We start from the raw sequence: 24,726 nt of genomic DNA on the forward strand, positions 1-24,726 counted from the left end.
CACAGAGACACAGATGAACCTTTCCTCGCGCATCACCCGTACCCGGACGACCCGGACCGTGGTCGCCCTCCTCTCCCTGGCCGCGCTCACGGCCTGCGGCGACCAGTCCGCCGACAAGGCCCCGGCCGCCGCCGCGGCGAAGGCGCAGTCGCCCACGACCACCTTCACCGAGAACGGGGTCACCGTCACCCTCTCGGTGGCCGACTGGCAGGCCTCGAAGGGCACGCTGACCGCCGTCTTCACCCCCGAGAAGAAGGGCTTCCACCTGTACAGCACCGAACTGCCGCCCACCGGCATAGAAGGCGTGGGCCGGCCGACCGCGGTGAACGTCACCGGTGTCCTCAAGACCGACGGGAAGTTGACGGCCGCCGCCGACGTACGGTCCATCACCGTCCCCGGCGTCGACGCCCCGATGCCCGTCTACCCGGACGGCCCGGTCACCACCACCCTGCCCGTCCGCGCCGATGGCAAGGGGGACGCCACGGTGCTGCTCGGCTACGCCAGCTGCAGCGCGAAGGAAGGCTGCACCATTCCGGTCGCCGACCACCCCGTACACCTGCGCCTCACCGACGACGGCCCCACCTTCGACACCCACTGAAAGGGGCGTGGACCGAACCCCTAAGGTGTGCCCATGCCCAGCGTCCTGGTCGTGGAAGACGACCCCAGCATCCGCCAGTCACTCATCGAGGTCCTGGCGGAGCACGGGTATGCCGTACGCAGCGTGGGCGACGGCTTCGGCGCCCTGCGCGAGGTCACCCAGACGCCCGTCGACGCGGTGGTCCTCGACCTCGGCCTGCCCGATCTGGACGGGGGAGACGCACTCCGCATGATCCGGGGCATATCGTCCGTCCCCGTCCTGGTCGCCACCGCACGCGACGACGAGACCGAAATCATCAAGCTCCTCAACGCGGGCGCCGACGACTACCTGGTCAAGCCCTTCTCCGGAGGACAGCTCATCGCCCGCCTCTCCGCCGTCCTGCGGCGCACCAGCCACGTGTCCCCCAACGGCACAGCCCACACCGCGCAGGGCGCGCGGCCCGCGCCGGCCGCCGACCCGATGGGGGCCACCACGGTGGGCGAGCTGGCGGTGGACCCCGGCGCGCGCACCGCGTACCTGGCCGGCCGGGAGCTCCACCTCACCCGGCGGGAGTTCGACCTCCTGGCCTTCCTCGCCCACCACACCGGCCAGGTCGTCTCCAAACGCCGACTGCTGACCGAGGTCTGGCGCGAGCCGTACGTCGACGACCAGACCGTCGACGTGCACCTGTCGTCCCTGCGCCGCAAACTCGGCGAGCGCGCGGCGGCCCCGCGCTACCTGCTGACGGTCCGCGGCGTCGGCATCAAACTGGTGGCCCCGCGGTGAGACGCTCACTGGCGGGAGTCGCGCTCGCGGTGACGTCCATGGTCGCCCTCTCCTTCCTCATACCCCTGGGCGCCCTGGTGATGTCGCTGGTCAAGGAGCAGAGCGTCACCGCGGCCGAGCAGCGCGCCGCCGCCCTCGCACCCGTCCTCACGCTCACCACGGATCCCTCCGCGCTACGGGAATCCGCCGCCGGACTCGACGAGGCCGAACACCTGGTCATCCACCTCCCCGACGCCCAGAGCCTCGGCGACTCCCAAGCCCCCGTGAAACTGCTCGAACGCGCCCAACAGGGACGCGAGTCCATCTCCCAGAAGACCCCCGGCGGATGGATCTGCCTGCAGCCGGTGGTCCTCCCCGGCGACCGGGTCGCCGTCATCGAGAACTTCGTCCCCGACGAGGAGCTGACCCGTGGGGTCAAGGCCTCCTGGGCGGTCATGCTGCTCCTCGCGATCGGCCTGGTCGGTGGCTCGGTCCTGGTCGCCGACCGGCTCGGCGCCAAGGTCGTCCGCTCCTCCAAGAAGCTCGCCCAGGCCTCGCACACCCTCGGTCAGGGCAATCTGGACACCCGGGTGGAGCCCATGGGCCCCAAGGAACTGCGCGACGCGGGCGTCGCCTTCAACGCCATGGCCCACCGCATGACCGAACTGCTCGCCATCGAGCGCGAACTGGTCGCCGACCTCTCCCACCGGCTGCGCACCCCGCTGACCGCGCTGCACCTGGCATCGGAACGGATGGCGGGCACACCCGAGTCGGCCAGGGTCGAGGCGGCGGTGCACGCGCTGGAGTCGGAACTCCAGGCCATCATCGCCGCGGCGCGCACCCCGCTCGCCGTGGGCCCGATGGGCCACGGCATGCGCAGCGCGGAGACGGGTTCGATCCCGCAGGCGACCGCGCCAGGGTCGACGGGGCCGACCGGCCCGTCCGAGCGTTCCCGCTCCGAGGTCGCCGATGTCGTACGGCGCCGGACCGCCTTCTGGGCCGTCCTGGCGGAGCAGCAGGACCGGGCCTGTTCCCTCGACATCACCCAGGAGCCCACGGCCGTCAGCCTCAGCGACGACGACATCGCCGCGGTGGTGGACGCGCTCATCGGCAACGTCTTCAGCCACACCCCGCCCGGTACCGCGTTCGCGGTCCGTGTCGCCCGTACCGCCCAGGCCGTGGAGCTGGTGGTGGAGGACTCCGGACCGGGCATCCCGGAACCGGACCGCGCCCTCTCCCGCGGCAGCAGCACGGGCTCTTCGGGACTCGGCCTCGACATCGCCCGCAGGGCCGCGGCCGTCACCGGAGGCTCGATGCGGATCGCGCACGCCCCGCGGGGAGGCGCGCACATCACCGTGGTCTTCGCCCTGGCAGCGTCCCTGCGCTCCGAGCGCGGCCCGCGCGGCTCACGCAGGCGCGCCGGATGGTGGCCGCGCAAGCGGTGACCGTACGCGCGCCCCGGGTCGGGAGCTGTGGCAGGATGCCGCGATGATCTCCAACTCGCCGATCCCGCACGTCGTTCCCGCAGGCCGGATGGCCCGGGCGGAGCAGCCCGTGCTCACGCTGTCCGGTGGGTGGGAGCTGCGCCCCTGGCAGGCGGACGACGCGGACGTCCTGTTCGCCGCCGGCCAGGACCGGACGATCCGTCTCTGGAACCGGCTGCTGGTGAACTCTCCCGAAGAGGCGCGGCAGAGGATCGAGCGCATGCGCCGGCGATGGCGGGCCGAGCTCGCCGCGATCTGGGCCGTCGCCCGGCCGGACGGTGCGCCCGTGGGCCTGATCGGCTGGGGCGACATCGACCTCCGGGGTGGTAGCGCGGAGATCGTCTACTGGCTGCTGCCCGCGGCACGCGGTGCGGGCGTCGCGGTCGAGGCGACCCGGCGGGTCAGCCGATGGGCGCTGGACGATCTCGGCCTGCACCGGCTGCGGTTGTGCCACTCGACGGCGAACCCGGCATCGTGCCGTGTGGCGGACAAGGCCGGATACACCTTGGAAGGCACCCAGCGCAGCGCGCTGTTGCACGCGGACGGCTGGCACGACCAGCATCTGCACGCCCTGGTCCAGGGCGACATCTGATCCTGCGGCGAACCGTCAGGAGGGTGGCGCGGTGGGAGGCGCGCGCTCGTGCCCGCCTCGTGCGGCGGGTCCGGAACCGGCCCCGTGGATTCGGGCCGAACCGTAGGGCGCCGAGCCGTAGACTCCGCCCGTGGACCCGGACGAGGTCCGGCCGTTGCGCGCCCCCGCGGTGAGGAGAACCCATGCAGGACCCTTCGGACTCGATGGAGAACGTCGAGCCTGAGCGCAGCGGTGAGAGCGATCCCACCGACCCGCCCGCCGCGGGCGATCCGATACCCGACGCGGACATCGACGCGGACATCGACGCGACGGCGGCGTCGACGGTACTGGCGGAGGTGCTCCCCGGCATCGCCGTGGTCTTCGGAGAGGTCCCGGCGGAGCTCGAACTCGGCTTGATCGACTTCGGGCTCGTGTCGGCCGCCGACCGGAGCCAGATCGCCACCGTCGTCGCCTCGATCGGAAACACGGCGACCCTGGCCGGCGGCCTCGGCACCGCGTTCGCCGGCGCGCAGGGGCTCTACAAACTCAGCGACGCGACACGGGCCCTCCTGCAGGCCGGTGGAACGCTCGCCGTCAAGGACGGCGCGAACCTCGGAACCGTGCTCTTCGAAGGCGGCTTCAAGCAGGCCCGCCTGATCCCCGTGACCGCCGTGAGCAAGCTGAAGGCCGCTGCCGAGATGGGGCAGGCGCTGGCCATGGTCGCCCTGCAGATGGAACTGAGCGAGCTCACCGGCCTGGTCGCAACCAACATCGCCCTGACGAGCCAGGTCCTCACGACCATCCGCCAGGGGCAGTGGTCCGAGCTGACAGGGCTCGTCACCACCGTCGATCGCGCGGTCGACCAGGCGCGGAAGGTCGGATCGGTTCCGACGTCCCTGTGGGAGAACGTCGCGGGAAGCGAAGCGGCGCTGAGCAAACAGCTCGATCTGTACCGGCAGAACGTCCAGGGCCACATCCGGAAGGTCCGGCGACTCGACCCACCTGCGCGCAGGGAGCACCTGGAGACGAACGCCGAGGCGATCGTCTTCGACGCGCACGCGCTGCTGTCGTCGATCAAGGCGTGGACCGGGTATCAGGCGCTCCGTGCCGCGCGGGCACGCGAGGCGGGACGCGAGGACGCCGACGAGGCCCGGCTCGTCGACGTCATCGTGCGCGACCTCCGCGAGGAGCTCGGCTCCGCTCTCGCCGAGACCCGGCGCCTCGTGGACGCGCTGACGCGGGAGCTACGCATCATCGCCGAGCTCCCCGGACGCGAGACGCTGTCCCTGCCGGGGAAGCGGCGGGACTCGATCGCCGCCCGCCAGACCTCCGCCCGTCTGCTGGAGGCGATCCAGCCGCTGGCCGACGTACTCCATCCGCCCGTCCCTCCGCTCAAGGTTCCGGAGGTCGTCTGCGCACCCGAATCGCTGGCCCTCGATCCGTACCTCCGCATCCTGCGATGGTTCCTGGAGGACGGCGAGACCCTGCGGCTCCTCGGCTTCCCGGACCAGGTCGACGCGCTCGGTCCGATGTCCGCGATCTTCAGCGGAGCCAAGGAGAAGCTCGCGGCGGCGAGGGACAAGGACAGGGCGGCGGCGAAGACGCTCGTCGTCGTCACGGACCGCCGCATCATCACGGCCAGGACGACCGCGTTCCTCGAACAGGGTGAGATCCGCCTGGACATCCCGATCGACCAGGTACGTTACGTCCGAGCGGCGACCACCACCCCGCAGGACAGGAGCGGGCGTCCGGCGGTCGATCTCATCACGCGCGACGACAACATCCGATGGCTCTTCCACGCCGACATCGGCACCGCGCAGGTCGACGCGCTCGCCGCCCTGCTCGCCGAGTCGATGACGATCCCGGACGCCGAACGCGAGGAGCTGCGAAGGCGACGCCACACCCCCATCGAGGCCGGTCCCGCGGCGGACTGACGACGGAAACCCGTCGTACGGCCGCGACGGCGCCGGCGTGACTCAGGACCCGGAGGAGCCGGCCCGGTCGACGCCCGCGGCCGGCGGCAGCAGCGCGGGGCGCTTCGCCGTGCGGCCGTCGCCGGAGGAGCGGCCCCGCAGCCGGCGGCCCAGCCAGGGGCCGAGGAACGCGGCCACCCAGCGCAGTTCGGCCGCCACGGTCGAGCCACCCGGTGCGGTCGGCCGCGGCGGCAGCGGGTGCGTCCAGGTGTCGTCGCTGCCGGGCAGGCCGACGGCGTGGGCGAGGGCCGCGGCGATCCGTTCGTGACCGACGGGGCTGGCGTGCAGCCGGTCGTCGGTCCACATCCGCGGGTCGGCCACGGCGGCCGGCAGGGCCGTCTCGGCGACGATGACCCCGTGGCGGGCGGCCGCCGCGCGGATGCGGTCGTTGAGGTCGGTGATGCGGGGCGCGACGGGCCGGGCGAGGGGCACGATCTTCCCGAGGTCGGGGAAGGTCACGGTCGCCACCTCGGCCCCGGCGGCCGTGAGCGCGGCGAACATCTCCTCCAGGTGCCCGGCGACCTCGGCGGCGTCGAACCGGGGCCGGAGGATGTCGTTGACCCCGGCGACGACGGTGGCCAGGTCGGGGCGCAGGGCCAGGGCGGGGCCCAGCTGCTCGGCGCGGACCTGCCCGGCGAGACGTCCCCGGACGGCCAGGTTGGCGTACCGGAGGCCGGGGTTGACGGCGGCGAGGTGTTCGGCGAACCGGTCGGCGAAGCCGCGCAGGCCCACGGTGTCGTCCCCGTCGCCGAGGCCCTCGGTCTGAGAGTCGCCCAGGGCGACGTAGCGCAGGTACTCACCGTTCGGCACGGGTCAGCCTCTCCTTCAGGATCGCCGCGCTGCGGCGGCACCAGTCGCGGTGTCCCTGTTCGAAGGCGAGGCCGCGCAGACCGGTCAGGTATCCGCCGATCCGCTCGCCGTGGAGCAGGAACTCCTCCTCGTCCATGTCGCCGCGCATCTTGCGCAACACCCTGCCGAGCAACTCGATCTTGGCGTCGGCGGCGACCGCGCGCGCTTCGAGCTGCGCGATCACCGGTTCGATGCCGATCCGGTCCGCGGTCTGGACCTTGACGAGGAGGTCGTCACGGATGACGGAGGACTTGAGCGGGGCCGCGGCGAACTCCTCCAGTTCGGTGCGGCCGGCCTCGGTGACCTGGAACAGGCGCTTGTTGGGCCGGGTCTCCTGGACCACCTCCCGGCCCGCCACCAGACCTTCCTTCTCCAGCTTGGCCAGCTCGGCGTACAGCTGTTGGGGCAGGGCGTGCCAGAAGTTCGCGACGCCGATGTCGAAGGACTTCGCCAGCTCGTAGCCGCTGAACTCGCCGTCCAGCAGTGCCGCCAGTACGGCATGTCGCAAGGCCATCGCGGTCGCCCTTCCCCTTCCTCGCCAACCCCTGCATCATACTCATGAATCTGACTAGTCACTTTCATGAGTATGAGGAGGGGCCGTGGCCATGGAGACTGCCGAACGCTTCCGCGCCGCTGTGGAGAAGCGGGATCTTGCCGCGCTGGAGGACCTGTTCACGGAGGACGTCCGGTTCTACAGCCCGGTGAAGTTCACCCCCTTCGAGGGGCGGCCCATGGTCCTGGGGCTCTTCGGGGTCCTCCTGCGCGTCTTCGAGGACTTCCGCTACGTCGGCGACTTCGAGGGCGCGGCCGAGACCAGCGTCGACGGCGAGCGGGCCCCGGCGGAGGTACTGCTCTTCCGGGCCGCGGTGGAGGGCCGGGAGATCCACGGGATCGACCTGCTCCACTTCGACGAGGAGGGCCGCATCAAGGAGTTCACCGTGATGGTCCGGCCGCAGTCCGCCGTGCAGGCCCTGGGACAGGCGGTCCTCGCCGGCCTGGTCGCCGACGGCCTCGCGTAGGCCGCCGCCGGACCGCCCGGGGCGGGAGCGGGCGGGCCGGTGGTGCGGGGGTGCGGACGGCCGTGGCCGCCCGCACCCCCGCGCCGTCACATCAGGACGGGGGACGGCGGGCCGTCAGGGCGCGCGGGCCCCGACGGCCTCGCCGCGGTGGTCACGGCCCGCAGGTCACAGCGCGCAGGTCACAGCCCGGAGGTCGGGCGCAGGACCAGGGAGACGAAGCCGAAGCTGTCCCGGTAGCCGCGCAGCCATTCGGCACGCCGTTCGTGGGACGTGCGCAGGATCTCGGCGGCGTTCGGGTCGGTGGGGTGGTCGAGGGCCCACGAGGCCAGCGAGCCCAGGCAGGACCACTCGTACGCGTCCAACTCCGCGCGCGTGCTGACATGGGCGTGTACGGGAGCCCACCCGTCGGCGGCGATGAGGTCCACGGTGGTCGCCAGGTCATGGAGCTCACCGAAGATCTCGACGGCCTCCGCGGACGGCTCACGCTCCCAGAAGCTCTCGCCGAGCAGCACGCGGCCGCCGGGAGCCAGGTGCTCCCGGGCCGCCGCGAGGGTCGGCAGCAGGCCGCCGAAGGCATGGGTGGCGCCGACGCTGACCACCAGGTCGAAGGGCCGTTCGGAGACGAACTCCGAGGCCTTCTGCCGGTGTACGACGAGGCGGTCCTCGACGCCGAGCAGGCCCGCCGAGCGGCGGGCCCGCTCCACCGACACCTCGGAGGTGTCGACGCCCTCGGCGTGCAGACGGGGGTGGGTGGCCAGGGCGCGCAGAAGCCATTCCGCGGTACCGCACCCCAGGTCGAGGACCCGCTCGCCGTCGCGCGGTGCGCCGTGTTCGAGCAGCCGGCGTACCGATGCGTCGTCGAGCGGGGCCTTTATGGGGTGGTCGGCGTGTGCGATCCCGGAGATCTGTTCATGATTCACCGGGGCAGCTTGTCAACGCCGACGCCCACGCGCACCTGTAATTCGTCGGTGACCGGAGATGCGGCCTTTCCCGGCGACGCCGCTACGGAGTCACCGGAGGGAGCTCCTCCTCCGGCACGGCCTCGACGAGACCCGAGCCGACGGGACACTGCGCTCCGCGCGTTCGACGCATGCATGAGGTGCCGCTTCCGTCCGATCACCGGACCTTCACGAGCTGTCGGCGGACCTCCGCTCCCAGGCCCGCGCGAACATCTCGTGCAGGGGGGCCGTCGGGAGCACCCGGCCGAAGGGGGCGCGGATCGAGGTGCCCCACAGCGGGCGCACCTGATGGCTCGCCAGTTTGACCGTCTCCAGCGGCAGGTTCGGGGCCTTCAGCTCGGTCCATTCCCCGGGCAGGAACACGGTCCGGCCCGCCCGTGCCCGCTTGGCCTCCATGACCGCGCCGGAGGCGAGGAGTTCCGCGCGGACCTCCTTGTGCCGCTTCGCGGTCCAGCCGTTCCACCGACGTACGTTCCGGTCGGTGGGCGTGGCCAGCGTCGCCACCTGGAGGTACAGCGCCGCCGCGTCCGCGCCCACTCCGAGCTCGGCCGCCACCCGGGTGACCAGCTCCGGACAGGACAGCCGCGGATCCGCCTCGTACGCACCGGCCGGGACCGGTCCGGAGCGGGCCCGGAGCATCATCCGCTCCAGCCCGCCACCGGCCAGCAGCGGCGCCACCCGGTCCCATTCCTCGGCGAGGTCCGTGACCTCGCGGACCCGCCGCCACACCTCGGGGTCGGCGACCGCCGCGGGCCGCAGGAACGAGGCACCACCGGGCGCGCACACCACCAGGGTCCCGGAGTCGTACGCGGTCACCGGAACCGGTCCTTCCTCCTCGCGGTCACCCATCGACACCGGCAGCAGCCCGGGCCCGAACCGCTCGGCGATCCGCGCCGACGTGTCCTGGACCCGGCCGCCGGGCAGCGCCAGCAGCAGCTCCGGGCGCGCCAGTTCGGCCCGCAGCCGCTCGTACACGTCCATCGCGCCCGCCACCGCGGGATCTCCGACGGGCCGGTCCGTCCAGGCCCACACCAGTGCGCTCGCGATGTCGGCGAGGTCGAGGCCCACCGGGGTGCCGTACGGCAGCTCCGGCCCGGCCGGGGGCACGGCCCGGACCCCCACACCGATGCCGTACGGGGTCGCCGCCAGCTCCCAGCCGGCCGCCTCCACGGTCGCGTCCGCCGCGGCCGCGTAACCGTCCGCCAGCCGCCGGGCCCACACCTCCCCGAGTCCCAGGTCGGTCTCCAGGGCGTCCGCCGCCTCGTCGTGGACGGCCGGCAACGGCCCGAGCAGCTCCCGCCACACCCCGGCCATCCGCTCCGCGGCCGCGTCGACCCCGCCCGGCCGCCACAGTGCGGCCGGGTCCTCGGGCAGGGCCGCGGCCAGCACGGCCCGCTGCCCGGCGCACCCGAGCCGCGCGCGCAGCTCCTCGTACGCCACGGCCGTCATCGCGGTCGCCCGGTACGGAGCCTTGCCCGCCAGGGCACGGTCCTCGTCCCGGTGGGACCGGCCGACCAGACCGGCCACGACGAGCCGGGCCACGGCCCGCCTGACACCGGTCAGTTCCGCGAAGCGCGCGGCCGCCGACTCCGGCACCGGGACGGGCCCGTGCTCCTCGACCGCCGCGACCAGGGCCCGCAGCCGGGCGGCGTCGTCCCGCCGCACCTGGACCGGGCGGGCCTCAGCGACGGCCGCCGGTACGGGATCACCGTCCGGGTCCTCGGCGCCGGGCGCCACGAACCAGCACGTCGCACCCCCGGCCCGCACCGCGGCGGACGCCACCGCCGTCCCGCCGGCCCGCAGTTCCTCCAGGGCGGCCGAATCGGACACGCGGCCCACCCACCAGCCGCTGCCCGCACGGGCGAACGGCTGGTCGGCCCAGGTGTCGAGGAGCGCGAGCAGGGCGGCCCGGTCCGCGTCCGGGGTCGGCGCCACCGCCGCCCGCCACGCCACGGCGTCGATCGAGCCCAGCAGCTGCGACCAGTCCCGCGGCGGCGCCGGCGGCGACAGTCGCCGCACCTCCTCCACGATCGTCCCCGCCAGGCAGGCACCGTCGGCGGCCAGCGCGTCGAGCGTCGCCGGCAGGGCCACGTCCTGGGTCCGGCGGTGCGCGTCGGCCTCGTCGTCCGTGATCAGCCCGAACAGCGCGGGCAGCAGCTCGGTGTCCCGGGCGGACCGGCGCGGCACGATCGGCGGCGCCTCGGAGAGAAGGGACACGCGCCGGTGCAGGGCCCGCCGCCGCTCCTCCACCCGGGCGGCGCGGCCGGCGACCGCCACGACCGCGTCGACCAGTACCTGGTCGGTGACCTCCGGCAACTCCCGGGCCACGGCGGCGCGCAGCGCCTCCGTATCGTCGAGGGCCGCCGAGAGCAGGGTGTCCGCCGTCCGCCGGTCCACGCCCCGCAGCGCCCGCGACCCGGCCGCGTCACGCGTGCGCAGCAGGTACCAGAAGGCGGGCGGCAGGGCCACGCCTCCCGACACGGTGGCCTTCCGGGGCGGCCTCACCCGCGGGTGCTTGGGCGAGTGGTGCCCCTCCAGCTCCCACAGCAGGACACCGTCGGCGGTGTACGCGCGCACGCCCGTACGGGTCTGTGCCTCCGCGAGGACCACGTCCTCCACCGCGCCCTCCGGGGCGGCCCACAGCCCCCACGGCTCCTGCCCCGGCCGGTCGATGTCGAAGCGCGCCGTCCGCCCGTCCACGCTCTCCACCAGATAGTGGTCGGGCGCGTGGTCGCGGTGCCGGGTACGGAACAGTACGCGCGTCCCGACCAGCCCGTCCCGACTGCCCAGCGGGGAGTCGGACAGCCCGGCGGGCAGCGGCGCCAACTGCAGCGCCTCCGCGGCCAGGCTCATCCCCACCTCGGACGGCTCCGCACCCGGATCGGCGCTCGGGGCACGGCCGGGGAAGTCCGGCAGCGGCAGGGCTCCGCGCCGCTCCCCGGTGACCGGGTCGACGACCTCCCACGGCTGCCGCCCGTAGATCTGGTTGGTCCAGATCCGGGAGCCGTCGCCGAGCAGCAGCTCCTCGCTGTCGATGCCCTCGGTGTCACCGGGCCGCAGCACGTGCAGCCCGCTGTGGCGACCGCCTCCGTCGGCGCTCTCGAACTGGAAGCCGTACGCCCCGTCCAGGCTGCCGCCGAACGGCAGCAGCCCGCCCACCTGCCGCGGCTCGAACGGCTCCTCGGGGCGGTCGGCCCAGACGGCGGTGTCGCAGAACGGCGGGTTCGCCTTGAGGCTCCAGCTCACCAGGAAGGAGCCGCCCACGTAGTGCACGGCGAACAGGGTCGCGCCCTCGGGAACCGTGAACCGGCAGGAGCCCCGCTCCCCGTCGGGGGCGACGGCGACCGCACGGTCGCGGCCGAACACCGTCAGCACCGGCCAGGTGCAGGTCACTCCGGCCACGCCGGGCAGCGGGGGGCGCACCGCCACGCGCGCTCCGTCGCCTCCGTCCGTCGCGGGCTCCACGCGCTCCGCGGGCCCTGCCGTCTCCGCGAACCCCGCGTACACCGACTCCAGGGCCGGCCAGGCCAGTTCCTCGGGCAGACCGGCGGCGAGCGAGCGGCGCAGCGTGCCCGCCGCACCGGCCCCGGCGAGGGCGTCGACGATCCCGCCGAGAGCCGTCACCGTCGGCCGGTCCAGCAGCGTCTCCAGCTCGGCCATGGCCTCCTCGGCCCCCGCCGTACCGCCGCCGCCGACGGTGTCGACGAGTTTGCCGACCCGGACGGCGACCTCGTCGGCGATGCCCGCGTTGCCCGGCAGCAGGGTCACCGCCGATCCGGGGAGGCGCCCGTGCGTCGACCAGTGGTCGGGGAGCAGATCGGTGTGGACCGTGCCCTCCAGCCGGGGGCCGAACACCGGGTCCGCGGCCAGGGCGACGAGGTCCCGCCGGGACCGGTCCCCCCAGAAGCGCATCCGCACCTCCGGGCCGGGGTCGACCACCGCGGCCCCGGCCGCCAGGCAGGCGTCCAGCACGTCCGCGTCGAAGCCCTGGTAGTGGTACCGGGTGGTGTGCACCGTCAGCGGGGTGCCGGCCGTCCGCAGGCGCGGCCCCCACCGGCCGATCAGGTCGAGGAACTCCGCCGGCAGCGGCTGCCGGGAGACCCCGCCGCCGGACTGCAGCGCGTACTGGTACATGCGGACGAACTGTCCGACCCAGTGCGGCAGTCCGCCCTCCGGTACCACCCGCCCGGCCGCCATCGCCTCCGTCGCCCCGCAGCCGATCAGCATCCGTAGCCAGGCTCCGCCGTCGGTGGGCCCGGTCGGGAACACCTCGACCAGTCCGGCCCGCACGGCGTCCGTCGGCGGATGGGCCGTCAGGACCGGCTCCGCGGCGCTCAGCAGTGCCTCGGGCACCGACTTCCCGCGGGTGACCGACAGGATCGCGCCCACCATCCGCGCGGCCTCCCCGTCCCCGTGCCCGGCCGCCTTGGCCGACGCCCGGACCCGGCGCACCAGATCCGCCGGCAGGTCCGCCCGCGAGCCCGCCCACGCGGTCAGGAACGCCTCCAGGGCCGTGTGCGCCGCCGTCGGATCCAGCGTCTCGGCGAGGAAACGCTGGTGCGCCCCGAACTCCTTGGCCGGCATGGCCCCGCCCGCCGCGAACAGCAGGGCGTTGGCCCGGCGGTAGCCGGGATCCACCGGCAGCCCGTGCTCGGCCTCGGCCGCGCGCGCCGCCGCGTACGCCCGCCCGCCCGGCCGGCTCCCGTGGCCGATCAGCCGATGGCCCACCGTGTCCCAGAACCACGGCAGGTGCGCCGGCGGCAACCGCCGCGCCCGCGCCGTCATCGTGTCGACGAACCGACCGGGCTTGTCGCGGGACCGGCCGAGTTCGGTGTACATGTCCTCGACCAGCTCCCGCGCCACCGCGGCCGCACCCGGGTCGTGGGCGGCGACCCAGTCGGCGTACGTGGTCGAGGCGTGCGTACCGGAGGCGGGCAGGAGGGCATCGAGCGAGACGATCATGCTTCGCATCGTCGCACGGGCCACCGACACGGCCCGGCCGGGCCCGGGACATCGGGCCGAGGCACCAGGGCTCTGCCGGGCCACGTCCGCCGAGCGAAGGGCGCCGGGCCACGGGCGCCCGGCCTTCCTCTAGAGTGCTTCCGTCCCGTACACGTGACTGTGACCCCGGCCGGGCGGCGCGTGCCGACCCGCGCACGGGCCCGAGCGAGGAGCAACCGTGACCGACCTGGCGTCCATATCCCTGCAGCAGGAGATCGCCCGCGATCTCCAGGTGAGCGCGTCCTTCGACGTACGGCAGGAGATCGAGCGCCGAGTGGCCTTCCTCGCTGAGCGGCTGACCTCCGCGGGCCTGCGCGCACTGGTCCTGGGCATCAGCGGCGGAGTGGACTCCACGACCGCCGGCCGGCTCTGCCAGCTCGCCGTCGAGCGGGCCCGCGCCGCCGGACACGAAGCGACGTTCTTCGCCATGCGCCTGCCCTACGGCACCCAGGCCGACGAGAAGGACGCGCAGCTGGCGCTGGACTTCATCCGCGCCGACCGGGTCCTGACGGTGGACGTGAAGTCCGCGAGCGACGCCGCCCTGGAAGCGGCGCTGGCCGGCGGCACGGTCTTCCGCGACGCGCACCACCAGGACTTCGTGCACGGCAACATCAAGGCCCGGCAGCGCATGATCGCCCAGTACACGGTGGCGGGCGCGCACGACGGTCTGGTGGTCGGCACCGACCACGCCGCCGAAGCCGTCTCCGGCTTCTTCACCAAGTTCGGTGACGGTGCCGCCGACGTCGTCCCGCTCACCGGCCTCACCAAGCGACGGGTACGCGCCCTCGCGCAGGAGCTGGGCGCCCCCGCCGAGCTGGTGCACAAGACCCCGACCGCGGACCTGGAGACGCTCGACCCGGGCAAGCCCGACGAGGACGCGCTCGGCGTCACCTACGACGACATCGACGACCTCCTGGAGGGCAAGCCCGTCGAGGGGACCGCCTTCGCGGCCATCGTCACCCGCTACCGCCTCACCGAGCACAAGCGACAGCTGCCGATCGCCCCCTGAGTCGCCCCGCGTCGGCCCGCGTCGGCCCGGCATTGAGCCGAACGGCTCAATGCCGGGCCGACGGCGAGCCCCGCCCGCACCGCCGCACCTATCGTGGGAAAGACCTCATGATCGGGCGGCGGCGTGCGAACAGGTGGACGTGGACGGATCCGGGATCGACTACCAGGCGGTCTTCCGAGCCCACCCGGGCGCGGTCGCCCTGCTCACGCCCGACCTGGTCTACGTGGACGTCAACGAGTCCTTCGTGGCGACCTCCGGCCGCACCCGCGAGCAGCTCATCGGCCACTACCTGTTCGACGTCTTCCCCGACAACCCCACCGATCCCGCGGCCACCGGCATGCGCAACCTGCGCGCCTCCCTGGAACGGGTCGCGTCCACCGCCGAGCCCGACACGATGGCCGTGCAGCGCTACGACGTCGAGTCCCCCGACCGGCCGGGGGAGTGGCAGGAGCGGTACTGGAGCCCGATCAACGTAGCCGTCCTCGCCCCCGACGGAACCGTGGCTCTCCTGCTGCACCGGGTGGAAGAGGTCACCGAACTGATCCGGGCCCGTGGCGGCCCCACCGACAGGGACCGCGCCGCCGAGGTCCTGGAGGCCGAGCTCTACACCCGCGCCCGGGAGCTCCAGGCGGTCAACGAACGCCTGCGCCGCACCCACGCCCACGAGCGGGAGGTGGCCCTCCACCTCCAGGAGTCGCTGCTGCCCGCGCCGCGACCGCTCGGCCACCATCGGGCCGCCGTGCGCTACCGGCCGGCCACCGAGGCCCTGAACGTGTGCGGCGACTGGTACGACCTCGTCGACCAGCCCGGGCGTACGGCCCTCGCCGTCGGTGACGTCGTCGGCCACGGACTCGGCGCGGCGGGCGTCATGGGCCAGCTCCGTAGCGCCCTGTCCGCCGCCTCCCGCGTCGCGGAGGGCCCGGCCCAGGCCCTGGAGGTCCTCGGTCTGTACGCCCGCGACGTCGAGGGCGCCGAGTCCACCACCGCCGTGTCCGTCTTCATCGACTGGAAGAGCCGCACCCTCGCCTACAGCAGCGCGGGTCACCCCCCGCCCGTCCTGTGTCACCCCGACGGGACCATCACCTTCCTCGACCAGGCCACGGACCCCCCGCTCGGCGCCCGACCCGAACACACCCGCCGCCCCGAGGCCCAGGTCGCCTTCACCGAAGGCGCCACCCTCGCCCTGTACACCGACGGCCTCATCGAACGGCGCCGTGAGGACATCGACGTAGGCCTGGGACGGCTCGCCGAAGCCCTCGTACGGCACCGCGGCGCCGGGCCCGACGCCCTCGCCGACGCCCTGCTGGCCGAGCTCATCCCCGAGGTCGGCGTCACCGACGACACCGCGCTGGTCATCCTCCGCCTGTGACGGCCGGTCCACGCCGGAATTCGAAGGCGTCCGCGGCCCGGGCTGCATAGGCTCGGCCCATGCCGAGCCCAGCACTCCGACGCGTCAACACCTTCCTGGCGGACTTCGCCCGCCGCCAGGCCGCGCGCACCGTGGCCCTCCCCGGAGGGTTCGCCGTGTACGACGACGCGTTCGCACAGTCCCGTGCGAACAACCAGGTCGTCATCGACGCGGCCGTCGACCCCGAGGCGCTGCCCGCCCTCGCGGAGGAAGCCCTGGGCCGGCTGCCGCACCGGCTGATCTCCGTACTCGACGACGACACCGGCAAGGCGTGCGCGGAGCCGCTGCTCCGGGCCGGGTACACCCACTCCACCTACCTGGTGATGCTGCACACCGGCCCGGTGCCCGACGCCGGACCCGCCCAGGAGGTGGACCTCGACGCGCTGCGCGTTCCGCTGACCCGGCGCTGGCGGGGCTTCCTCCCGGACGTCGACGACGAGGTGCTGCGCCAGCTCGTCGACCGGCGCGAGGCCCGCCGGCGCGGGGCGGACATCGTACGGTTCATCGGCGCCCGCACGGAGGCGGGCGAGGTCGCCTCGTGGGCCGACCTCTACGTCGACCGGGCGACCGGCACCGCCCAGATCGAGGACCTGATCACCTCGGAGGCCCACCTCGGGCGCGGCTACGCCGACGCCGTCCTGGCGGGCGCCCTGAGCCGGGCCGCCGCCCACGACAGCGACTTCCGCTTCCTGACCGCCGATGCCATGGACTGGCCGCGCCACTGGTACGAGCGCCGCGGCTTCGTCGTGATCGGCCACTCGCACGCCTTCGAACGCGGCTGACGCCCGAGGCCGTCAGGGGCGCGGGTGGAGGGGGACCGGGACGCGGGGCAGGTCGATGCCGAAGTGGGTGCGGTAGGCCGCCAAGACCTCGGCGTCGTCGGTCAGGGTCCGCTCGGTCCGTTCCCCGTCGGCCGTGACCGTCAGGACGCGGTCGCTGAGGGTGGTCCGGCCGGCCTCCGTCAGCAGTGAGCACACCGGCTTGCGGGTGAAACCGGAGGCGGGTGAGGTGCTGTGCCACCACGCGCCGGTCACGAAGTCGGCGAGGACCCGGGGGCGGGCCTCCAGCCGGTACCGGGGCACGCCGTTCTGGAGGACGTCGAGGTCCCCGGCACGGCCGTCGACCGGCACGATCCGGAACGCGCCGCCGGGGTCGCTCTGCTCGCCGGGCTCGTCGAACGCCAACGGGAAGTGGCTGTGGTCGCCGAAGCCCACGTCCACCAGCCACGGACGACCGTCCTCGCACTCCACGCGCAGCGCCAGGTGGTCGTACGGGATGCCCGGTCCGCCGTCGGCCGAGTGCACCCGGGCCTGCAGGAGTTCCACCCGGTACCCCAGGGACCGCAGCAGCAGCGCGAACACGCCGTTCAGCTCGTAACAGAACCCGCCGCGACCGCCGTGCAGCAGCTTGTCGAGCAGCGCCTCGCCCTCCAGCACGATCTCCTGTCCGAGGTGGATGGACAGGCTCTCGAAGGGAACGGTCCGCAGGTGCCGCAGGTGCAGGTCGCGCAGGGCGGCCGGACTCGCCGACCCGGGCCGCTCGGCCCCGATCCGCCGCAGGTAGGCGTCAACGCGTGACGCGGAGAACTCTTCCATCCCACCAGTCTCGCAACCCGCCCCCCGCCCCGGCCATACCCGGCCGGATCCGGATCCGTATCCCGATCGGGAAGCGGCCCGCACCCTGTCTCGGGCGATGCCTGCCGTTGTGGAGGGCGGGTGCGGGCTTGGGGCCGATCTCAGGGGAGGGCGCTGGACACGCCGTCGACGATCATCATCCACATGGGCTGGGCGCCCGTGCCGAACGCCGAGGCGAGGGCGTATCCGATCGCCGCGTCCGCCGGGCGGATCTCGCGGTCCTCCCGCCATTCGGCGATGACCGTCTCGTCCCCGTCGGAGGAGAAGTCGCCCAGGTGCGTCCCGTCGCGGGTCAGTCGGCTGCTGGGGACGGAGTCCGGGACCAGGCGGTAGTCGGCTCCGGCGTACGTCACGTCCACCCGGTACGAGTGCCTGCTCAGTCGGCCCTTCGCCGGCTGGAGCTCGACCGCCGTGTCGTCGACGCGCATCGTGAGGTGCGCCGGGTCGCGGGTCCCGATGCCGATCTGCGGGTCCGCCTCCGTCGCCGGGGCGCGCTCCACGGTCACGTGGGGGATCGCCTCGCCGTCGACCTCGATGCGGTCCTGGCCGTCCTGGCGGACGGTGATCGCGCCGAAGTGGGTGTCCTCGATGGGGGCTCGGTCTGTCTCGTCGTTCACAGGTGTGCGTCGCTTCGGTGTGTGATGAACTGCCGGAAGGCAAAAGGGATTTTCCGTATCACCCTACCGGTTGTGATCATGCTGCGGGCCGAACCCGGAGGAGCGGTGGATCAATCGCGCTTCCACACCTTGGCGACGGCCTCCAGGTAGTCGTCCTGGCCGTCCTGGATGTCCGTGACCTGGAGGACGAGCAGCAGGTCGGAGGAGACACGGACGCAGATCAGGTCGTCGACGCCCCACTCGGCGTCCTCCACGAGCGATCCGTAGTCCGAGCTCCGCTCGTCCGCGAGGCAGTCGCTGTTCAGTTCGGCGTCCCCGGACTTGAGCACCAGGATGTCGTCCCCGGCGAGGTCCCAGTCGGGGTGCAGGTCGACATCGAAACCGTCCCCACCCGCGCCTCCGAGAGGTCGGTGGCGTCGATGCCGTGGCCGGTGGGGAGTTGGATCTCCGCCTCGTCCGACATGGACCACCCGTCGAGCGGGTCCGTGCTCTCCGGCGCCGGATCCGTGGGGGTGCCGCCGCTGTCGTCCTGGGAGACGTAGCGTTCGGCCGCGTCCTTCCCGTTCTGCACGGCCGTGTACACGAGTGCCCCGATCGCCGCGGCCACCACCACCGCGCCGGCCGCGACGAAGGGCGCCGTACGGAACCGGGCGCTGGCCCCGGCCGGGCGCGGGCCGTATCCGGGCGTGGTGGCCGGGTAGGGCCCGGCCGCCGCCACGGGGTCCACCCGCGTCGGCGCGTACCTCGGGGGCGCGGTGGCCGTCAGCGACGGGTCGGAGTCCGCCTCCAGCGCCGAGGAGGCGCGCGCGAGCAGGCTGTGCGCGACCGGGGCCGGCAGCCAGTCCGAACCGACCGGGCGGGCGTCGTCCGCCTCGGCCGACAGTTCCGTGAACAGGGCTTCCAGGGAGGGCCGTTCCGCGGGGTTCTTCGCGAGGCAGCGTCGTACGAGGTCCCGCGCGGGCCCGGAGAGGTGGTCCAGCCGAGGTTCGGAGTGCACGACCCGGTAGAGCAGGGCCGGGGTGGCGCCGGTCCCGAAGGGGCTCTCACCGCTCAGCGTGAAGGCCAGTACCGCCCCGAAGGAGAACACGTCGGAGGCGGTCCCGACCGTGCCCCCGGAGGCTTGCTCGGGCGACATGAAACCGGGGGAGCCGACGGTCATTCCGGTGCGGGTCAGCGCGCTCGCCTCGGTGGCCCGCGAGATCCCGAAGTCGATGACCCGGGGCCCGTCGGGCCCCAGCAGGACGTTGGACGGTTTCAGGTCGCGGTGCACCAGTCCGGCGGCGTGCACGGCGGAGAGGGCCGCCGCCAGCCCGCGGGCCAGGGCGAGTGCCGAGGCTTCGGGGAACGGCCCGTGTTCGGCCACCGCCTCGGCGAGCGACATACCGGGTACGAAGACCGTGCTCAGCCACGGTGTCGGATCGTCCACGCCGGCGGCGAGGACCTGTGCGGTGTACCGCCCGTCCACCGCCCGCGCGGCGGCGACCTCGCGGGCGAACCGGCGTCGGAACTCGGGATCCCGGGCCAGTTCCGGATGGACCACTTTGACGGCCACGCTGCGTCCGCCGGGCGTGCGGGCCAGGTAGACCCGGCCCATGCCGCCGCTGCCGAGTCGTGCGACGACGTGGTAGGGCCCGACCTGTGTCGGGTCACCCGGTATCAACGCGTCCACTCGGCCCCCCGCATCGCGCCTGGTACGGCCGAATTCTAGTGGCCTGAACCATGGTCATGCAGGGGTTCCGAGGCGTTCGGGGACGCGGTGCGGTTCGTTGTTCGGCGTGGTTCCGCACGGCCGTCCGACCTCGCTCGACGCAGTTCAGGTCAGGCCCCAGGACCACGTCCCGTCGGCGGTGACGAGGCAGCCGAGGACGACCAGGTCGGCCAGGCCCAGGGCGATGCCCAGACGGGCCCGGCCGGGCCTGGTCGTGCGCCGCCGTAGGGCGAGGGTGCCGAGGACGACGGCGGTCGGGCCGAGGATCAGGTTCATCACCAGCAGCCCCACCAGGCCGAGGACGAAGCCGGTGACGGCCATCGCGTCGGCGTCACGGCCACGGCCACGGCCACGGCTACGGGTATGGGTAGGGGCCGTGGGTCGGGCTTCGGTACGGGCCCGGGTGTCGGATCGGGGCAGCGGGCTCATCGCACACCCCCGCGTCCGTGGTCGAGGCCTCCGGTCCGGCGGTGCGCCGCGAAGCGCTCGCGCGTGGCGAAGAGGGCGAGCCAGAGGGCGATGGCCAGACCGGCGACCATGCTGACGGGCGCGGGGACATGGGCGACGGCGCCGAGGACGACACCGAGCACCAGCAACGCACCTACGAGGAAGAGCATGAGACGTCCTTCCATTCAGGTAACAGTTGTTCACTGACTACCCGGTTCAGTTGTCGTCATGCTGGCGGCGCGCAAGTGTGACGCGGTTGACTTCGCGTCATGAGTTCGGACATCGGCCTTCGTGAGACCCGACGCCTCCGTACCCGACGCGCCCTCCTCGACGCGGCCTTGGCCGAGTTGACGGACCGCAGCCTCGGCAGCCTCGGCCTCAGAGAGGTGACCCGGGCCGCAGGTGTCGCCCCCACCGCCTTCTACCGGCACTTCCGGGGCATGGACGAGCTGGGTACCGCACTGGTCGAGGAGGCCCTGGCCAGCCTGCACGCGACGGTGCGGGACATCCTCGCCGCGACCGGCGACGCCGGTCGGCGCGGCGACGCCGTGGTGCGGCTCGTCGCCGAACTCGTGCGCAGCCGGCCCGCGCACGTCCGCTTCCTGGTCCGCGAGCGCCACGGCGGGGTGCCCGCGGTGCGCGACGCCATCGCCGGGCACCTCGACGTGCTCGCCGACGAGGTGGGCGCGGCCCTCGCGGCCGATGACCTGGGCGCGGGCTGGGACGCCGACGACATGACGATGCTGTCCCGGCTGTTGGTGGATCACATGTTCATGACGGCCTCGGCGTTCCTGGCCGCCTCCCTCCGGGGCGAGGACTGGTCGGCGGCCACCGGCACGGCACGGGCCCAGCTCCGACTGATCCATCTCGGACGCGTGAACTGGCCGGGTTGAGGCGGGCGCCGCACCGAACTCCGGCCGCCTCAGCGATCGGCGCTCGGGCGGCGGCTCAGTCGGCCCGGCCACCAGGCCGCCGGGCCGATGTCCAGGACCAGGGCGGGAACCAGCAGCGAGCGCACGATCAGGGTGTCCAGGAGGACGCCGAAGGCCACGATGAAGGCGATCTGCACGAGGAACGCCAGCGGGATGACGCTCAGCGCGGCGAACGTCGCGGCGAGGACCACCCCGGCGGACGTGATCACCCCGCCGGTGGCCGTCAGCCCCCGCGTCACCCCCTCGCGGACACCGCGGCGCAGCGACTCCTCACGCACCCGCGACATGAGGAAGATGTTGTAGTCCACCCCCAGGGCGACGAGGAAGACGAACCCGTACAGGGGGACGGACGAATCCGTGCCGCTGAACCCGAACACGTGGCGGAAGACGAGGGCGGACACGCCCAGGGTGGCGAAGAAGTTCAGGGCCACCGTCGCCACCAGCAGCAGCGGCATCACCAGGGAGCGCAGCAGCGCCACCAGGATGACGAGGATGATGGCCAGCACCACCGGGACGATGACCTCGCGGTCGCGCTCGGCGGTCTTCTGCGTGTCGTAGGCCTGCGCGGTGTAGCCGCCCACGAGGGCCTGCCCGCCCGGCACCTGATGGACCGCCTCGCGGAGCCGGACCACCGTCTCCTTCGCGGCCGCGCTGTCCGCCGGGTCCTTCAGGACCACGTCGATCCGTACCCGGCCGTCCCGCTCGCCCCGCACGACGGCCGAGTCCACCCCCGGCGTACCCTCGGCCTGCTCGCGTACCCGCGCCTGCCGGTCGGCGGCGGCGATCACGACGGCCGGATTGCCGGCCCCTCCCGGGAAGTGCTCGCCGAGTACCTTCTGCGCCGTCACCGAAGGGGCCTCGTTCACGAAGATCTCGTCGAGCGGAACACCGCCCGAGTGCAGCGTCGGCGCGAAGGCGGCGCACGCGAGCAGGCCCGCCAGAGCCACGGCCCACACCCGCCGGGGAGCGCCGCCGACGAGGGCGGCGATCCGGCTCCAGATCCCGGCCGAGCCGCTCTCGGCGGTCACGTGCGCCGGCCAGTAGGCCTTGCGCCCCAGCAGCACCAGCGCCGCCGGCAGGAAGGTGAGGGCGCTCGCCACCGCGCAGACGATCCCGATGGCCCCGACGGGCCCCAGCGCCCGGTTGTTGGTCAGGTCGCTGAGGAACAGCGCGAGCAGGCCCAGGGCCACGGTGCCCGCGCTGGCCACGATCGGTCCCCAGGACTGCCGCAGGGCCGCGCGCATCGCGGCGTAGCGGTCCTCGGTGTGCCCCAGTTCCTCACGGAAGCGGGCGGTCAGCAGCAGGGCGTAGTCGGTGGCCGCACCGATGACGAGGATCGAGAGGATCCCCTGGACCTGCCCGTCGACCCGGACCAGATCCGCGCGCGCCAAGGCGTAGACGATCGCGCAGGCCAGGGAGAGGGCGAACACCGCTCCGATGATGATCAACAGCGGCAGGAGGACGCTGCGGTAGACGAGCAGCAGGATGACGAGAACGGCCGCCAGCGCCACGCCCAGCAGCAGTCCGTCGATTCCGGCGAAGGCCTGCGACAGGTCGGCCCGGGTGGCCGCCGGTCCCGTCACGTGGAACGTGGTGGCCGCGACCCGGGAGCCGGCTTCCCGGATCTCGGCGACCGCCGCGGGCAGCTCGTCGCCCAGCGCCGGGTCCAGGGGGACCACCGCCTGCAGCGCCCTGCCGTCGCGCGACGGCAGGACCGGAGAGGCCGAGCCGGCGGTCCAGGGCCGGCCCTCCAGTGAGGCCAGTGCGGCCCGCGCGGAGGCCGTCTGGGCCGGGGTCACCTTCGCGGCGCCGTCCGCGGCCCAGACCACCACGGCCGGCAGCGACTCCTCCTGCCGGAAGGCCTCCTGGGCCTGGGCGACCTTGGTGGATTCGGCACTGCGGGGGAGGAAGGCCGCCTGGTCGTTGGTGGACACCTCGCCGAGCTTCCCCGCGTAGGAGCCGAGGCTCCCCCCGACGCCCAGCCAGACCACGAGGAGGAGGACGGGCACCAGCCACCGGGCCGGTCGGGGCGAGGCGCGCATGATGCTCCTGAGTCAGGTGGGGGTGGACGGGCCATGGGCTCGATGGTCCAGAGTGGCCACGGGTGAACCCGGAAGGCGGCCGGACACGCCCCGGAGGTCGGGTGGCTCACCCTCCCCGCGGCGGCGCGCCAGGGCAACGTGCAGCGTTTCTGCATCACTTGCCGCCCGGCGGACCGGGCCCCGGGATCGCTCGTAGGGCGGCTCGCCCCTCGCTGAACGACGGCGACCGGGATCCGTACGAACGCGAGGCCAGTACCTCGGACCGGGCCTGCCTGAGCCGCCGAAACCTGGGCAGACGGCGAGGTGGGACGGAAGGAGGTCCACGATGCCCGGAATCCGCACATGGCCCGGCCGCGTGAAGGCGGGGGTCGCCGCGCTCGGGGAACGCCGCGCACAGGCGCTCGACGAGGCCGAACTGTCGGCGGAACGGGAGCGCGCGGCCGAAGCGCACCGCAGGCGTCCGCGAGACCCGGACCCCGCCCGCGCGGTGCCCTGGGGCATCCGGGTCGCGGCCGAGGCCGGCTGGCGGTTCCTGGTGCTCGCCGCCGCGCTGTGGGTGGTCATGCGCGTCATCGGTTCCGTCCGGCTCGTCGTCCTCGCCTTCGTCGCCGCGCTGCTCATCACGGCCCTGCTGGAGCCGACGGTGTCCCGGCTGAACCGTGTCGGGCTCTCCCGGGGGCTCGCCACCGCCGTCACCGCGCTCTTCGGGTTCGTCGTCCTGGGGTTGATCGGCTGGTTCGTCGCCTGGCAGGTCCTGGACAACCTCGACAATCTCTCCGGGCGGCTCCAGGAAGGCATCGAGGAACTGAAACGATGGCTCCTCGACAGCCCCCTCCACGTGACCGAGCAGCAGATCAACGATGTCGCCGGGCGCCTCAGCGATGCCATCGGAACCAGCACCAGCGAGATCACCTCGACCGGGCTCCAGGGCGTGACCGTCCTCGTGGAGATCCTGACCGGGATGTTGCTGGCGATGTTCTCGACGCTCTTCCTGCTGTACGACGGCAGGCGCATCTGGCGATGGACGCTCAAGCTGGTGCCCGCCGCCGCCCGCCCGGACGTGGCCGGCACGGGACCGGCGGCCTGGCGCACCCTGACCGCCTACGTACGCGGAACCATGATCGTCGCCTTCATCGACGCCCTGTTCATCGGTCTCGGCATCTACTTCCTGGGCGTGCCGCTCGCCGTCCCCATCGCCGTGGTGATCTTCCTGGCCTCGTTCGTCCCCCTCGTCGGCGCCGTCGCGTCCGGGGCGCTCGCCGTGGTCGTCGCCCTGGTCACGCAGGGGGTGTTCACCGCTCTGATGACCCTGCTGGTGGTGCTCGTCGTCCAGCAGATCGAGGGCCACGTGCTGCAGCCGTTCATCCTCGGGAGGGCCGTACGGGTCCACCCCCTCGCCGTGGTCCTGTCCGTCGCGGCCGGCGGTGTGCTGGCCGGTATCGGGGGAGCGGTCGTCGCGGTCCCCCTGGTCGCCGTGGCCAACACGGTGATCGGGCACTTGCGCGCCCACGCCGCAGACGCGGACGCCGCGGAAGCCGAGAGCGGGGCGGAGGCCGAGGAGGAGCCGGCGGAACCGCCGACGGCGCCCCGTCAGGAACCCGCCTGACACCCGCAGGCCCGGCCGCCCACCGGTTACCGGGCCGAGGGGGAGGCGGCCGACCTGCGCGAGGAACTCTCCGCCGGGCGACATGGCGTCGAGGCCGCCCGGCAGGCGGTCCGGGAGACGCGGCA

At 73.5% G+C, this 24,726-nt stretch carries 22 protein-coding genes; 11 read left to right on the plus strand and 11 right to left on the minus strand.

Annotation, left to right across the window (positions count from 1 at the left end):
- The first annotated feature begins 13 nt into the window (after positions 1-13).
- From ACWG52_RS36705 to ACWG52_RS36725, 5 genes are all read left to right on the plus strand, one after another.
- Positions 14-598 (plus strand): hypothetical protein, encoded by a 585-nt coding sequence (locus ACWG52_RS36705; protein WP_389806609.1) that lies wholly within the window; start codon positions 14-16, stop codon positions 596-598.
- A gap of 33 nt (positions 599-631) precedes the next feature.
- Positions 632-1,363, plus strand: coding sequence for a response regulator transcription factor (locus tag ACWG52_RS36710; RefSeq protein ID WP_389806607.1), 732 nt, complete (start codon positions 632-634; stop codon positions 1,361-1,363).
- Positions 1,360-2,787, plus strand: coding sequence for an ATP-binding protein (locus ACWG52_RS36715; protein WP_389806605.1), 1,428 nt, complete (start codon positions 1,360-1,362; stop codon positions 2,785-2,787). The genes ACWG52_RS36710 and ACWG52_RS36715 overlap by 4 nt, the downstream gene beginning before the upstream one ends.
- A gap of 43 nt (positions 2,788-2,830) precedes the next feature.
- Positions 2,831-3,418: a GNAT family N-acetyltransferase gene (locus tag ACWG52_RS36720; protein ID WP_389806603.1), complete on the plus strand. Its 588-nt coding sequence runs from the start codon at positions 2,831-2,833 to the stop codon at positions 3,416-3,418.
- A gap of 182 nt (positions 3,419-3,600) precedes the next feature.
- Positions 3,601-5,331, plus strand: a complete 1,731-nt coding sequence (locus ACWG52_RS36725; protein ID WP_390137461.1) for a hypothetical protein — start codon at positions 3,601-3,603, stop codon at positions 5,329-5,331.
- Between the two features lie 42 nt (positions 5,332-5,373).
- Here the strand turns inward: ACWG52_RS36725 and ACWG52_RS36730 are convergent, their stop codons facing one another.
- Both ACWG52_RS36730 and ACWG52_RS36735 read right to left on the minus strand, forming a co-directional pair.
- Positions 5,374-6,180 carry an SGNH/GDSL hydrolase family protein gene (locus ACWG52_RS36730; protein WP_389806599.1) on the minus strand — a complete coding sequence of 269 codons (807 nt, stop codon included), beginning with the start codon at positions 6,178-6,180 and terminating at the stop codon, positions 5,374-5,376.
- Entirely contained in the window at positions 6,167-6,733 is a 567-nt protein-coding gene (locus ACWG52_RS36735; protein ID WP_389806597.1) for a PadR family transcriptional regulator, read from the minus strand. Before ACWG52_RS36735 ends, ACWG52_RS36730 begins: the two co-directional genes overlap by 14 nt.
- A gap of 91 nt (positions 6,734-6,824) precedes the next feature.
- Here ACWG52_RS36735 and ACWG52_RS36740 point away from each other — a divergent pair, with 91 nt between their 5' ends.
- On the plus strand, positions 6,825-7,238 hold the full coding sequence (locus tag ACWG52_RS36740) for a nuclear transport factor 2 family protein (protein WP_390137803.1): 414 nt from the start codon (positions 6,825-6,827) through the stop codon (positions 7,236-7,238).
- Between the two features lie 179 nt (positions 7,239-7,417).
- Here ACWG52_RS36740 and ACWG52_RS36745 read toward each other — a convergent pair whose 3' ends face one another.
- Both ACWG52_RS36745 and ACWG52_RS36750 read right to left on the minus strand, forming a co-directional pair.
- Positions 7,418-8,158: an SAM-dependent methyltransferase gene (locus ACWG52_RS36745; protein WP_389806595.1), complete on the minus strand. Its 741-nt coding sequence runs from the start codon at positions 8,156-8,158 to the stop codon at positions 7,418-7,420.
- A 207-nt stretch (positions 8,159-8,365) separates the two neighbouring features.
- On the minus strand, positions 8,366-13,159 hold the full coding sequence (locus tag ACWG52_RS36750; RefSeq protein WP_453127161.1) for a hypothetical protein: 4,794 nt from the start codon (positions 13,157-13,159) through the stop codon (positions 8,366-8,368).
- Between the two features lie 217 nt (positions 13,160-13,376).
- Between ACWG52_RS36750 and nadE the strand changes: the two genes are divergently transcribed.
- The 3 genes from nadE (at position 13,377) to ACWG52_RS36765 (ending at position 16,397) form a co-directional block, all read left to right on the plus strand.
- Positions 13,377-14,207 (plus strand): ammonia-dependent NAD(+) synthetase, encoded by an 831-nt coding sequence (nadE, locus tag ACWG52_RS36755; protein ID WP_389806591.1) that lies wholly within the window; start codon positions 13,377-13,379, stop codon positions 14,205-14,207.
- A 139-nt stretch (positions 14,208-14,346) separates the two neighbouring features.
- Positions 14,347-15,576, plus strand: a complete 1,230-nt coding sequence (locus ACWG52_RS36760; RefSeq protein ID WP_453127163.1) for a SpoIIE family protein phosphatase — start codon at positions 14,347-14,349, stop codon at positions 15,574-15,576.
- 59 nt (positions 15,577-15,635) lie between these two features.
- Positions 15,636-16,397, plus strand: a complete 762-nt coding sequence (locus tag ACWG52_RS36765; RefSeq protein WP_389806587.1) for a GNAT family N-acetyltransferase — start codon at positions 15,636-15,638, stop codon at positions 16,395-16,397.
- A 12-nt stretch (positions 16,398-16,409) separates the two neighbouring features.
- Here the strand turns inward: ACWG52_RS36765 and ACWG52_RS36770 are convergent, their stop codons facing one another.
- The 6 genes from ACWG52_RS36770 to ACWG52_RS36795 form a co-directional block, all read right to left on the minus strand.
- A complete protein-coding gene (locus tag ACWG52_RS36770) occupies positions 16,410-17,210 on the minus strand; it encodes an arylamine N-acetyltransferase family protein (protein WP_389806585.1) in 801 nt (266 codons plus the stop codon).
- A gap of 140 nt (positions 17,211-17,350) precedes the next feature.
- A complete protein-coding gene (locus tag ACWG52_RS36775; RefSeq protein ID WP_389806583.1) occupies positions 17,351-17,866 on the minus strand; it encodes a hypothetical protein in 516 nt (171 codons plus the stop codon).
- A 110-nt stretch (positions 17,867-17,976) separates the two neighbouring features.
- On the minus strand, positions 17,977-18,195 hold the full coding sequence (locus ACWG52_RS36780) for a hypothetical protein (RefSeq protein ID WP_389806581.1): 219 nt from the start codon (positions 18,193-18,195) through the stop codon (positions 17,977-17,979).
- Entirely contained in the window at positions 18,168-19,535 is a 1,368-nt protein-coding gene (locus tag ACWG52_RS36785; protein WP_389806580.1) for a protein kinase domain-containing protein, read from the minus strand. The genes ACWG52_RS36780 and ACWG52_RS36785 overlap by 28 nt, the downstream gene beginning before the upstream one ends.
- A gap of 144 nt (positions 19,536-19,679) precedes the next feature.
- Positions 19,680-19,895 carry a DUF4190 domain-containing protein gene (locus tag ACWG52_RS36790; protein WP_389806578.1) on the minus strand — a complete coding sequence of 72 codons (216 nt, stop codon included), beginning with the start codon at positions 19,893-19,895 and terminating at the stop codon, positions 19,680-19,682.
- A 104-nt stretch (positions 19,896-19,999) separates the two neighbouring features.
- Positions 20,000-20,191, minus strand: coding sequence for a hypothetical protein (locus ACWG52_RS36795; protein ID WP_389806576.1), 192 nt, complete (start codon positions 20,189-20,191; stop codon positions 20,000-20,002).
- Between the two features lie 99 nt (positions 20,192-20,290).
- Between ACWG52_RS36795 and ACWG52_RS36800 the strand changes: the two genes are divergently transcribed.
- Positions 20,291-20,914, plus strand: coding sequence for a TetR family transcriptional regulator (locus ACWG52_RS36800; RefSeq protein WP_390137476.1), 624 nt, complete (start codon positions 20,291-20,293; stop codon positions 20,912-20,914).
- A gap of 29 nt (positions 20,915-20,943) precedes the next feature.
- Here ACWG52_RS36800 and ACWG52_RS36805 read toward each other — a convergent pair whose 3' ends face one another.
- Positions 20,944-22,995, minus strand: coding sequence for an MMPL family transporter (locus ACWG52_RS36805; RefSeq protein WP_389806573.1), 2,052 nt, complete (start codon positions 22,993-22,995; stop codon positions 20,944-20,946).
- A gap of 325 nt (positions 22,996-23,320) precedes the next feature.
- On the opposite strand from ACWG52_RS36805, the gene ACWG52_RS36810 reads away from it, so the two are divergent.
- Complete coding sequence (locus ACWG52_RS36810; protein ID WP_453127168.1) at positions 23,321-24,601, plus strand: AI-2E family transporter; 1,281 nt, start codon at positions 23,321-23,323, stop codon at positions 24,599-24,601.
- The last annotated feature ends 125 nt before the right edge of the window (positions 24,602-24,726 follow it).

It is taken from the genome of Streptomyces sp. CLCI03 (genome assembly GCF_053615355.1).